Annotated in this window: 12 protein-coding genes; 5 read left to right on the top strand and 7 right to left on the bottom strand. The window is 76.2% G+C overall.

What is annotated here, in order from left to right; all coding sequences use genetic code 11:
* Positions 1-40 precede the first annotated feature (40 nt).
* Both CELF_RS05600 and CELF_RS05595 read right to left on the bottom strand, forming a co-directional pair.
* On the bottom strand, positions 41-1,594 hold the full coding sequence (locus CELF_RS05600) for an OmpA family protein (RefSeq protein WP_013770273.1): 1,554 nt from the start codon (positions 1,592-1,594) through the stop codon (positions 41-43).
* 180 nt (positions 1,595-1,774) lie between these two features.
* The gene (locus CELF_RS05595; RefSeq protein WP_013770272.1) at positions 1,775-2,110 is read right to left on the bottom strand and encodes a TraR/DksA family transcriptional regulator; all 336 of its coding nucleotides are present in this window, start codon (positions 2,108-2,110) and stop codon (positions 1,775-1,777) included.
* A 63-nt stretch (positions 2,111-2,173) separates the two neighbouring features.
* Here CELF_RS05595 and CELF_RS05590 point away from each other — a divergent pair, with 63 nt between their 5' ends.
* The 3 genes from CELF_RS05590 (at position 2,174) to CELF_RS05580 (ending at position 3,670) form a co-directional block, all read left to right on the top strand.
* Positions 2,174-2,857 (top strand): nucleoside/nucleotide kinase family protein, encoded by a 684-nt coding sequence (locus CELF_RS05590; RefSeq protein ID WP_013770271.1) that lies wholly within the window; start codon positions 2,174-2,176, stop codon positions 2,855-2,857.
* A gap of 64 nt (positions 2,858-2,921) precedes the next feature.
* Entirely contained in the window at positions 2,922-3,131 is a 210-nt protein-coding gene (locus CELF_RS05585) for a hypothetical protein (protein WP_013770270.1), read from the top strand.
* Positions 3,131-3,670 carry a Clp protease N-terminal domain-containing protein gene (locus tag CELF_RS05580; protein WP_013770269.1) on the top strand — a complete coding sequence of 180 codons (540 nt, stop codon included), beginning with the start codon at positions 3,131-3,133 and terminating at the stop codon, positions 3,668-3,670. Before CELF_RS05585 ends, CELF_RS05580 begins: the two co-directional genes overlap by 1 nt.
* A 117-nt stretch (positions 3,671-3,787) precedes the next feature.
* On the opposite strand, the gene pcrA is transcribed toward CELF_RS05580, so the two are convergent.
* From pcrA to CELF_RS05555, 5 genes are all read right to left on the bottom strand, one after another.
* Positions 3,788-6,346: a DNA helicase PcrA gene (gene pcrA / locus CELF_RS05575; RefSeq protein WP_013770268.1), complete on the bottom strand. Its 2,559-nt coding sequence runs from the start codon at positions 6,344-6,346 to the stop codon at positions 3,788-3,790.
* A gap of 116 nt (positions 6,347-6,462) precedes the next feature.
* Positions 6,463-6,945, bottom strand: coding sequence for a DUF456 domain-containing protein (locus tag CELF_RS05570; RefSeq protein ID WP_013770267.1), 483 nt, complete (start codon positions 6,943-6,945; stop codon positions 6,463-6,465).
* 86 nt (positions 6,946-7,031) lie between these two features.
* Complete coding sequence (locus CELF_RS05565) at positions 7,032-7,379, bottom strand: hypothetical protein (RefSeq protein WP_013770266.1); 348 nt, start codon at positions 7,377-7,379, stop codon at positions 7,032-7,034.
* A 68-nt stretch (positions 7,380-7,447) separates the two neighbouring features.
* The gene (locus tag CELF_RS05560; protein ID WP_013770265.1) at positions 7,448-8,122 is read right to left on the bottom strand and encodes a LuxR C-terminal-related transcriptional regulator; all 675 of its coding nucleotides are present in this window, start codon (positions 8,120-8,122) and stop codon (positions 7,448-7,450) included.
* Positions 8,119-9,441, bottom strand: a complete 1,323-nt coding sequence (locus CELF_RS05555; RefSeq protein ID WP_013770264.1) for an ATP-binding protein — start codon at positions 9,439-9,441, stop codon at positions 8,119-8,121. The genes CELF_RS05560 and CELF_RS05555 overlap by 4 nt, the downstream gene beginning before the upstream one ends.
* Before the next feature lie 147 nt (positions 9,442-9,588).
* On the opposite strand from CELF_RS05555, the gene CELF_RS05550 reads away from it, so the two are divergent.
* Positions 9,589-11,055 carry a PspC domain-containing protein gene (locus CELF_RS05550; protein ID WP_013770263.1) on the top strand — a complete coding sequence of 489 codons (1,467 nt, stop codon included), beginning with the start codon at positions 9,589-9,591 and terminating at the stop codon, positions 11,053-11,055.
* Complete coding sequence (locus CELF_RS05545; protein ID WP_013770262.1) at positions 11,052-11,855, top strand: hypothetical protein; 804 nt, start codon at positions 11,052-11,054, stop codon at positions 11,853-11,855. Before CELF_RS05550 ends, CELF_RS05545 begins: the two co-directional genes overlap by 4 nt.
* Positions 11,856-11,871 lie beyond the last annotated feature (16 nt).

Raw genomic sequence — 11,871 nt, 5'->3', positions numbered from 1 at the left:
ACATCGAGAGATGTGGTGTGCGCGACGTCACCGACGCCGGTCAGCCGTCGACGACGGGCACGTCGGTGAGCCGGAACGCCGGGCCGCCGAACGGGATGTTCGCCGTGGTCGCGTAGTGCACCGGCACGTCGACGGTGACGCTCTCCTGGCCCGCGTCGGGCCAGACGACGGTGACCGTCCGGGTCCCGCCCAGCGGGACGACGTTCACGAGCCGGTCGGCGAGCGGCTCGCGGATCTCGCGGTCGCCGACGACCCGACGGACGTAGTCGAGCGCGTACGTCCGCCGGTCGCCCTCGAGGAGCGTCACGTTGGTCGCGGCGAACTGCAGCGACGCGTCGAACTCGCCGCGGGCGTCCCACGCGCCGCTCGCGAGCGTCCCGTCGATGGTCTCGCTGTCGCCCGCCACGTGGGTCACCTCGAGCTCGCCCACGAGGTACCGGCCCTGGCGGCGGACCTCCGGCAGCCGCACGGTGAACGTGTCGTCGTCGTCCTGGTAGCTGACGCCCTCGGCGCCGGACGCGACCGGCCCCTCCGCCACGGGCAGCTCGCCGGCCACGGGCTCGGCGGCCTCGGGCTCCCCCTGCGGCACGAGCACGATCTCGACGCGACGGTTCAGCGCACGTGCGTCCGGGGAGGTGCCGGCGACGGCCGGCTGGCTCTCGCCCTTCGCGTCGACCGTCACGTCGAACCCGGACAGGTCGGCGACCTGCGCGAGGCGGGCCGCGACCGTGGCGGCCCGTCGCTGCGACAGGTCGAGGTTGTAGGCGTCGTCCGCGACGTCGTCGGTGTGCCCGACGACCGTGAGCGTGCCGCCGGGGTACGCGGTCACCTGCGCCGCGGCCGCCGCGAGCGCCGCCTCCGCCTCCGGTCCGAGCAGGTCGGAGTCGACCGCGAACAGCACGTCGGACGCGACCTGCACCGTCACGGCCTCGGGCGTCTGCCGTGCGCGGACGGTCCCGCCGACGACCTCGGTGTAGGCCTCGAGCGGGACGACGGGTGCGTCGGCGACACCGCCCTCGGCGAGCTCCTCCGGCGGAACGGTGAGCACCCCCGCGTCGTCGGCGGGCACCACCGGCACGTCCGCCACCCAGCCGCCCTGCGGCAGCATGACGTCGACGCGTCCGGCGTCCGGCGCGGCGAACGCCGCGTACACGACCTCGTCGCCGTCGGCCGCCTCGTCGCCGGCGTCCGTGGCCGGGCCGCCGGGCGTGCTGTTGCCGGACATCACGGCCCGGTCGAGCTCGTCGCGCGCGACCGGCCGGACCACCCCCTCCTCGGTGTCGACGAGCCGCACACCGCTCGGGCCGGGGCTCGACAGGTTCTCGAAGACGTCCCAGAGCGCGAACCGGAGGAACGGGGTCTGCGTCGGTGCGGCGACCCGCAGCACCGCGACGTCGCCGTGGACCGCGACCGGCCCGACCTCGAGCTCGACCTCCTCGCCGTCGAGCACGACCGTCCGCACGACGGGCTCGACGGCGACCGCCGTCGCCGTCGGCCCGGTCGGGCCGGGTGCGGGCTCAGGCCCGGCCGTGCACGCGGCGGTCAGGGCGAGCACCGCCACGGGGACGAGGGCGGTGGTGGGGCGCAGGCGCACGCGGGGTCCTCCGGTGGTCGGGGTCGGAGTCGGATCGGGTCCGGGGTGGGGGTCGCGGCGCGCGGAGCGGCCGGCGCGACCTGCGACGGTACCGCGCGGCGCGGCCCGACCGTCGTCCGGTTCGTCCGGTTCCCTCGTTCGTGCGGAGCATCCTGGGAGGCGCGGCGGGGACCCGGTGCGTCAGCAGCCGACGCAGCGCGTCGCCGTCGGGCGGACCGCGAGCCGCGCGGGATCGATCGGCCGCCCGCAGACGAGGCACGTGCCGTAGGTGCCCGCCGCGAGCCGGCCGAGGGCCGCATCGACCTCCGCGAGCCGCTCCTGGGCGGCCCGGGCGAGCGCGTCGACCTGCGCACGCTCGAAGGCGATGGTCGCCCCCTCGGGGTCGTGCTCGTCGTCGGCGTTGCTGTCGCGCGACGCGTCCACGACCGCCGTGTGGTCGTCGCGCAGCGCCGCGAGCCGTCGCGCCGCCTCCGCGCGCACGTCGAGCAGCCGCTCGCGGGCCTCCTCGTCCACCATGCGTCCAGCGTCTCGCACGCCACCCACGCACGGCCCCGGGGGCCGCACGCTACGGTCGCGTGCGTGCCGACGCCCATCCCGACGCCCGTCCGCGCGTCCGTCCTCGCGGCGCTCGCCGCACGGGTCCCGCCCGCGGCCGGGCGGCCCGTGCTCGTGGGCGTGGACGGGGTCGACGGCGCGGGCAAGACCGTGCTCGCCGACGAGCTCGCGACGGTCCTGCGCGCGCAGGGGCGGACGGTGGTGCGGGCCTCGGTCGACGGCTTCCACCGGCCGCGCGCCGAGCGGTACGCCCGGGGACGGTCCTCGCCGGAGGGCTTCTACCTCGACTCGTACGACCTCGACGCGCTGCGCCGCGAGCTCCTCGAGCCGTTCGCGGCGGGCGGGTCGCGCCGGTACCGCACGGCCGTCCGGGACGTCGCGACCGACCGCGTCCTCGACGGCGCCCCCGCCACGGCCCCGGACGACGCGGTGCTCCTGGTCGACGGCATCTTCCTGCACCGCCCCGAGCTCGCGCCGTGGTGGGACGTCTCGGTGTTCCTCGACGTGCCGTTCGCGGTGACGTACGCGCGGATGGCCGTGCGGGACGGCTGCCCGGCCGATCCCGAGGACCCGGCGAACACGCGGTACCGCGAGGGCCAGCGGCGCTACCTGCGGTCGGTCGACCCGGCGCGGCGGGCGACCGTCGTGGTCGACAACGCCGACCCGGCGGCGCCCGTGCTCGTGCGCGCCGACGCCGTGCCGGCCTGACGCGGCCGCCAGGCGTCGTCAACATCGGTTGACATGCCGTCGTCCGTCAACCTATGTTGACGGCATGTCCGCAGAGCTCCTGACCGCCGCCGCCGGCGAGGACCCCGCCGAGGGCCTGCGTGCCGTCCGCTCGCTGCGTGTCCTGGCCGACCGGCTCGAGGCGCTGCACGTCGAGCGCGCCCGCCGCCTCGGCTGGCCCTGGCAGCACATCGCCGACGCGCTCGGCGTCACCCGGCAGGCCGTCCACAAGAAGTACGGGAAGAGGTACCCCTGATGTTCGAGCGCTTCTCCCACGACGCCCGCGTCGCCGTCGAGCAGGCCCAGACCGTCGCCCGCCGGCTCGGGTCGAACCACATCGGCGCCGAGCACGTGCTGCTCGGCGCGACGGCCCCGGGCGACGCCGTCGCGCGCCGCGCCCTCGCCCGCGTCGGTGTCGAGCCCGCCGACCTCGAGCGCGCCGTGCGCGCCCGCCTGTCCGACGCGCTCGACGCCGACGCGCTCGCCGGGCTCGGCATCGACCTCGACGCGGTGCGCGAGCAGGTCGAGGCGACCTTCGGCCCGGGTGCGCTGGACGTGCCCGCCGCGAGCACCCGCCGCGGGCACATCCCGTTCGACACGCACGCGAAGAAGATGCTCGAGGTCTCGCTGCGCGAGGCGATCCGGTTCCAGCACCGCCGCATCGACACCGGCCACCTGCTGCTCGCCGCCGCGCGCCTCGACACCACGCCCGCCGGCCGGGCGCTGCGCGACCTGGGCGCGGACCGCCCCGCGGTCGAGGCAGCCGTGGTCGCGACCTGGGCCGATGCCGCCTGACGGCGCCGCTGCGCGGGCCCGTGGCCTCGCGGCCGGCCGGTTCGCGGCACGGCAGGCGGGACCGGCCGGGCGGGCAGGCGGGGACCACGGCGCGGGGGGCGCCGGACCCGGCCCCGCTCAGAGCTTGGTGACCGGCGAGTACCGCAGCAGGAGCCGCTTGGTGCCCTCGGTGCCGAAGTCGACCTTCGCCACCGCGTTCGGCCCGGCGCCCTCGAGCCCCACGACCGTGCCGAGCCCGTACGCGTCGTGCGTCACACGGTCGCCGATCGCCAGGCTCGGGACGGCGGCGTCCGACCGCGGGGTCGCCGAGCCGAACTTCGCACCCGTCGACGGCAAGGACGCGCGCGGCTCCTTCTCGGCCCGGCCGCCGGCCCTCGTCCCCGACCCGCCCGAGCGGTAGCCGCCCGATCCGGACCCGCCGCGACCCGAGCCGTAGCCACCGCCCGACCCGAAGCCCGACCCCCAGCCGCCGCGCAGCGACGACGTCGACGACTCGCGCCGCCGCCAGTCGACCAGCTCCTCGGGCAGGTCGTCGAGGAACCGGCTCGGCGGGAACTCGTTCGGGACGCCCCACGCGGTCCGCACCGCTGCGCGCGAGATGTACAGCCGCTCGCGCGCGCGGGTCAGGCCGACGTACGCGAGCCGGCGCTCCTCGGCGAGCTGGTCGGTGTCCGTCAGCGACCGCATGTGCGGGAACGTCCCGTCCTCCATCCCGGTGAGGAACACGACCGGGAACTCCAGGCCCTTCGCGGTGTGCAGCGTCATGAGCGTGACGACGCCCTGGTCCGGGGTCCGCGGGCCGTCCTCGTCCGCGTCGGCACCGTCGGGCGTCGGGATCTGGTCGGAGTCCGCGACGAGCGACACGCGCTCGAGGAAGTCGGCGAGGTCCCCGTCGGGGTCGCTCTGCTCGAACTCGGTCGCGACCGCGTGCAGCTCCGCGAGGTTCTCGACGCGCGACGCGTCCTGCGGGTCCTCGCTCGCACGCAGCTCGGCGAGGTAGCCGGACCGGTCGAGGACGGCGCCCAGCACCTCGGCGGGCCCCGCGCCCTGGAACGCGAGCACGCGCAGGTCGGACATCATCGACGCGAACGACGACAGCCCGGTGATCGCGCGCGTGCCGAGCCCCGGGACCTCGTCGAGCCGTTCGAGCGCGGCACCGAACGAGATGCGCTCGCGCTCGGCGAACGACGCGACCATCGCCTCGGACCGGTCCCCCAGCCCACGCTTCGGCACGTTGAGGATGCGGCGCAGGTTGACGTCGTCGTCGGGGTTCGCGATGGCCCGCAGGTACGCGACGGCGTCCTTGATCTCCTTGCGCTCGTAGAAGCGCGTCCCGCCGACCACCTTGTACGGCAGCCCGACGCGGATCAGCACCTCCTCGAGCGCGCGCGACTGCGCGTTGGCCCGGTAGAAGATCGCGACGTCGCCGGGCCGCACGCCGTCGGAGTCCCCGAGGCGGTCGATCTCCTGCGCGACGAACCGCGCCTCCTCGTGCTCGGTGTCGGCTACGTACGCGACGATCTGCGCGCCCTGGCCGGAGTCGGTCCACAGCCGCTTCGGCTTGCGCCCGGGGTTGCGGCTGATCACGGCGTTCGCGGCCGACAGGATCGTCTGCGTCGACCGGTAGTTCTGCTCGAGCAGGATCGTGCGCGCGTCCGGGTAGTCCGCCTCGAACTCGAGGATGTTGCGGATCGACGCGCCCCGGAAGGCGTAGATCGACTGGTCGGCGTCGCCGACGACGGTCAGCTCCCCGCGCGGCACCTCCTCGCCGTCCGCACCCGCCGCCGAGCCGCTGTGCCCCACGAGCTCGCGCACCAGCACGTACTGCGCGTGGTTGGTGTCCTGGTACTCGTCGACCAGCACGTGCCGGAACCGGCGGCGGTAGTGCTCCGCGACCGCGGGGTGCGCCTGCAGCAGGTGGACCGTCGACATGATGAGGTCGTCGAAGTCGAGCGCCTGGGCCTGGCGCAGCCGCGCCTGGTAGCGCGTGTACACCTGGGCGAGCGCGGTGTCGAAGTCGTTCGCCGCTCCGCCACCGTTGGTCGCCGCGAACGTCTCGGGGTCGACCAGCTCGTCCTTGAGCGCGGAGATCTTCGCCGACAGCGCCTTGGCCGGGTACTTCTTCGGGTCGAGGTCGAGCTCGCGCGCCACGAGCGTGAGCAGGCGCTGCGAGTCGGCCGCGTCGTAGATCGAGAAGCTCGAGCGCAGGCCGAGCGTCGCCGCCTCGCGGCGCAGGATCCGCACGCACGCCGAGTGGAACGTCGAGACCCACATGTTCCGCGCGGCGGGGCCGACGAGCTGCTCGACGCGCTCGCGCATCTCCGCCGCGGCCTTGTTGGTGAACGTGATCGCCAGGACCTCGCCCGGGCGGGCCCGGCGGGTCGCGAGCAGGTGCGCGATGCGGTGCGTGAGCACGCGCGTCTTGCCCGAGCCGGCGCCCGCGACGATGAGCAGCGGGCCGCCGTGGTGCACGACCGCCTCGCGCTGCTGCGGGTTGAGGCCGACGAGCAGCGCGTCGGCCCTCTCCTGGCGGCGGGCGTCGCGCTCCTGGGCGTCCGTGTCCTCGCCGCGCGGAGGCACGACGGCGGGCAGGCCCGACGGGTCGCCGGAGCGCCGGCGGGTCGGCACGGCGCCGGCCGGGACGGGCAGGGAGAGGCTCTCGAACAACGATGTCATGACGGCACCAGCCTAGGCGCCGCCACCGACACCCGGATCACGCGGCCCACGGCCGCGCCGCCCGCTCGGGTCCGTCCCGCGCACCGGCGCGGTCAGGCGCGCGGTCGGGCGCGCCGTCACGTGACGGCGAGCCCCACGCCCCACGCGGCGGTCGCGACGAGCGCCCCCGCGAGCTCGACGAGGATCGTCACGCCCGTGGCCTGCAGCGCTGCCACCGTGGCCTTCCAGGCGGGCGCGTGCTCGCGCTGCCGGACCCGCTCCGCGACGTACGTGCCGACGACGAACCCGAGCGGCAGCCCGACCACGGGCACCACGAAGAACCCGACGACCCCGAGGAGCCCGCCCCACACCAGCGTCGAGCTCGGCACGCCCTTGCGCTGCAGGTGGCGGCCGGCGAGGAGGTACTTCCCGACGGCCGCCAGCCCGGTCGCGAGCACCGCGACGGCGACGACCGTCCACCCCGCGGGCCCGCCGGTGATCGCGCCCCACGCGATCACCGCTCCCGCCACCAGGAGCCCGCCGGGCAGCACCTGCACGACGACACCGAACAGCCCGACCAGCACGACGGCACCGATCAGCACCTCACCGACCACACCCATGGCGGCAGACCCTAGCCGCCCGCGGGCCCGGCCACGCCCCGGCGCCCGGTCATGCCCCGGCGCCGGTCACGCCGCGTCGCCCGGGCTCAGCGCCAGAGCACCGCGATGCCGACGTTGAGGACCGTGAGACCGAGGACCGCGCCGAGCAGGCCCTTGGTGACCTTCTCGGGGCGCCGCGCGCCGTAGACGACGAGACCCGTCACGACGAGCGCGACCACGAGCTTGACGGCGACCTTGGTGGTGTTCGGGTCGCGCAGCTCGTCGCTCGCCGACGCGAGGCCGACCATGAGGATCCCCGTCACGAGCGCGGTGAGGATCCCGTGCAGCGCGCCCCTGGGCAGGCGGGTGTCGCGCATCGTCACGATCGTCCCGCCGAGGACGATCGCCCAGCCGAGGAGGTGCAGGAAGAGGAGCACGTGCTGCAGGAGTTCCATGCCCCCGGAGCCTAGTCGAGCGTCGGGGCGTTTTCTGACACCGCGTCAGGTCGATCGGGTCGGTCGCGTCACAGCAGGCGGCGCGCCGCGGCCCACCGCGTCAGCTCGTGCCGGCTCGAGAGCTGCAGCTTGCGCAGCACCGCGGACACGTGGGTCTCGACCGTCTTCACGGAGATGAACAGCTCGGAGGCGACCTCGCGGTACGTGTACCCGCGCGCGATGAGGCGCATGACCTCGCGCTCGCGCGCCGAGAGGCGGTCCAGCTCGTCGTCGCCCGTCGCGACGTCGCCCGCGGCGGCGCCGAACGCGTCGAGGACGAACCCCGCGAGCCGCGGCGAGAACACCGCGTCCCCGCCCGCCACGCGGCGCACGGCGTCCGACAGCTCGCCGCCGTCGATCGCCTTCGTCACGTAGCCGCGCGCGCCCGACCGGATCACCGCGACGACGTCCTCCGCGGCGTCCGACACCGACAGCGCGAGGAACCGCGTCGTGCCCTGCAGGTCCGTGCAGCGCCGGATCACCTCCGCGCCGCCACCGCCGTCGCCGCCCGGGAGGTGCACGTCGAGCAGCACCACGGGCGGCTGCAGCTCGTGCACCACCCGCACCGCCGACTCGACGTCGTCGGCCTCCCCGACGACACGGACCCCCGCGTCGAGCGACGCCTTGACGCCCGTGCGGAACAGGTGGTGGTCGTCGACCAGCACCACGTCCACGGCGGTCGCGTCCGCACCGGTCGTGCTCATGACCGTTCCCCTCCCTCGTCCACCGGCGCCGCCGCACGGACGGGCACCACGAGGTGCACCTCCGTGCCGCGGCCCGGTCGGCTCGTCACCGTCGCGGTCCCCCCGCGCCGGCGCACCCGTCCCATGATCGACTCCCGGACGCCGAACCGGTCGGGACCGATGGCGTCCACGTCGAACCCGTCGCCGCGGTCGCGCACGAACACCTCGACCGCGTCCGACCGGACCTCCAGGTACAGCGACACCGGCGGGCGGCCGTGCACGACCGCGTTGACCAGCGCCTCGCGCGACGCCTGCACGAGCGCCTCGGTGTCCGCGTCGGGGACCCGGTCCCCCACGACGACCGCGTCGATCGCGACGGGGTCACCCGTCGGGCCCGAGCGCGAGTCCTCGACCTCGGCGACGACGTCCTTGAGCGCCGCCGCGAGCGACGTGCCCGGCGCGGGGCGCTCGTCGTACATCCACTCGCGCAGCTCGCGCTCCTGTGCGCGGGCCATGCGCGCGACCTCCGCCGCGTCGTCGGCACGCGCCCGGATGAGCGCGAGCGTCTGCAGGACCGAGTCGTGCAGGTGCGCCGCGATGTCCGCGCGCTCCGACTCGCGCGCCCGCGCCGCCCGCTCGTCGCCGAGCTCGCGCACGAGCCGCAGCCACCACGGCGCGAGCACGAGGGCGACGCCCGCCAGGACGGCGACCGCGGCCACGACGGCCTGCACGAACACCGCAGGCTCGACGCCCGTGCCCGTGATCTGCGCGACCAGCAGCAGCCCACCGACGCCCGCGAGCACGACTCCGCCCAGGAGCCGCAGCACGCCGGTCGTCGGCCGCCCGGTCTCGGTGCGCCACCGCTGCCGCGGGACGTGGTCGAGCTGGCTCCACGCGAGCCCCAGCCCGCCGAGCAGCACGAGCGACGGGAGCAGCCAGTCGAGGTCCAGGTCCGCGCCGCGGCGCACCGCGACGAGCACGACCGCGACCACGACGAGCACCGCACCCGTGACGATCGCCGAAACCGGCAGCCGCCGCGCCGGGTCGGCGTCGTGCTGGCGGCGCGCGAGCCGGGTCAGCGCCGTCGGTCGCGCCTCCTGCGCCGCCGCCGCGGGGTCACCCTGCGGGATGGTCAGCCACCAGAACAGGTAGAGCAGAGGCCCCACCCCGGCGACGGGCACGAGCAGCAGGAACGCGAGCCGCACGAGGCCGACGGGCACGTCGAGGTGCGCCGCGAGGCCGATCGCCACGCCCGCGAACCAGCGGCCGCGCGCGGGACGGCGCAGCGGCAGCCGGGTGCGGGCAGTCCCCGGCGTCGCGGGGGCGGGTGCGGACGTCACGGACCGATCGTCACACGTCCGGGACCCTGCCCACGGCTCCCCGGGGCTGTTCAGGGCCAGGATCAGGGCGCGACCGGGGCAGGATCAGGGTCGGCTCAGGGGGGCACCGGATGCCGCCGGGGTACCGGTGCGCGTCAGGATCGAGCCATGGACACGACCACTCCTGCCGGCGGCCAGGCCGGCCCGGACCCGACGAGCATCGGTACCCCGCCGAGCCCCGCGACTCCCCCCGCCCCGACCGGATTCTTCGCCGCCGTGCGCCGCACCGGCATGTTCCGGGGTGACGACCGCTGGATCGGCGGCGTGTGCGACGGGCTCGCCCGTCGGTTCGGCCTCGACCCGCTGCTCGTGCGCGGCCTGTTCGCCGCCTCCGTGCTGCTCGGCGGCCTCGGCCTCGTGGCGTACGGCGTCGCCTGGGCGCTGCTGCCCGAGCAGCGCGACGGCCGCATCCACCTGGAGGAGATGGTCGCGGGTCGCTTCGACGTCGCCCTGCTCGGGGCGCTCGGCGTCCTGCTCGTGGGCCTGGCGCGCGGCGACCAGTGGTTCTGGTTCTGGGACGGCCCGCCCGGGTGGCTCCAGGGGATGCTCTGGGTCGCGTTCGTCGTCGGCCTCGTCGCCCTCGTCGTGACCGCGGCCAACCGCCGGTCGCCCCGGCCGGTGCCCGTGTGGACCGCCCCCGCGGCCCCCGGCGCCCCCGGCACCGACCCGTGGGTGAAGCAGCCCGCCGCGACCGGTCCCGCGCCGCGCCCGACGAGCCCCTACGGCCCGCCGCCCGTCCCCCGCCCGACGAGCCCGTACGCGGCGACGCCGGCGAGCCCCTACGCCTCGGCGCCCGTCGGCGCACCCCCCGCGCCCGGTCCCTACGGGCCCTACCGGCAGGGCCCGCCGCCGGTCCCGCCGGTCCCGGTGCCCCCGCACCCGCCCGTGCCGCCCGTGCCGCCGCGGCCGCCCAAGCCCCGCACCCTGGGACCGGGCGTCGGCACCGTGGGCGTCGTCGTCGCCCTGAGCCTGCTCGGCGTGGCCGTCCTGCTCCTCGCGGAGCGCTCGGGCGACTTCACCGGACCGGTGCTGCTCACCGCGCTGGGCATCGGCGTCGTGCTCTGCGGCCTCGGGATCGTCCTGTCCGGCCTGCGCGGTCGCCGCAGCGGCACGCTCGGCTTCCTCGCGATCACCGGCATCCTCGTCGCGCTCCCCGTGGGCGCCGCGCAGAACGCCGACTGGGTGTGGGAGGACGGCTCGTTCCGGCAGCTCGAGGCCAGCACCTACGTCGTCGACTCGCGCGACTCCGCCGCGGCCGGCTTCGACCTGGGCTTCGGTGACGCGACGCTCGACCTGACGTCCCTCCCGCTCGACGGCACCACGCTCGACGTCCCCGTCTCGATCGGCGCCGGGAACCTGACGATCGTCGTCCCCGCCGACGCCGCGGTCGCCGCCGACGTCAAGGCCGGGGTCGGCAGCGTCACGTGGGCGGTCGACGGCGAGGAGCGCCGCACGGAGGGCATCGGCATGGCCGACCAGACGTACCGGGACGAGCAGTCCCGCGACGGCTCGCCGCAGATCCTGCTGCACGTCAGCGTGGGTGCCGGCGACCTGCGGATCGAGGAGGACCGATGAGCACCGACGACACCCGTCGCGACGAGGAGACACCCGTGCACGACGACGACACCCCGGTCGCGGCCACGCCGGACGACCGTGACGGCGAGACCCAGGTGCTGCCGCCGCACGACGCGCCCGACCCGCTGGACGAGACCCAGGTCCTCCCGCCGCACGACGCGGCCGACCCGGTCGACGAGACCCAGGTCCTGCCGCCGCACGACGCGCCCGACCCGGCCGACGAGACCCAGGTCCTGCCACCGCACGACGCGCCCGACCCGGCCGACGAGACCCAAGTCCTGCCACCGCACGACGCGCCCGACCCGGCCGACGAGACCCAAGTCCTCCCGCCGCACGATGCGCTCGACCCGGCCGACGAGACCCAGGTCCTTCCGCCGCACGACGGCACCGCGCCCCTGCTGACCAAGCAGCCGGCGCCGACGGCACCGCTCCCCGCGGCCGCCGCCCCGTCGGGCCCGACGCCGACGGCCGCCGGACCGGCGGCCTCCGGACCGCCGCGACCCGAGCCGGTCCCGCCCGTGGCGGCCCCGGCGGTCGCGTCTCAGCCCGTCGCGGCCGTCCGCGCGCCGGACCCGGTGCGGGCCGACGACCGGGCGCCGGACGACGCGCCGCGTCCGCGGCTGCGTGTGGGCACGGTCGTGTGGGGCCTCGTGCTCGCCGCGATCGGCGTGGGGCTGCTGGCCTGGGCCGCGGGGCTGTCGATCGACGTGCAGCTCGCGCTCATCGTGCTGCTGGCCGCCGCAGGCGGGCTGCTGCTCGTCGGGTCGATCGTCTCGGCGGTACGCGCGTCACGGCGCTGACGCCACGCACGAGAGG

The organism is Cellulomonas fimi ATCC 484, assembly GCF_000212695.1.
Lineage (GTDB): Bacteria > Actinomycetota > Actinomycetes > Actinomycetales > Cellulomonadaceae > Cellulomonas > Cellulomonas fimi.
This window is presented reverse-complemented; position numbering and strand designations above follow the sequence as displayed.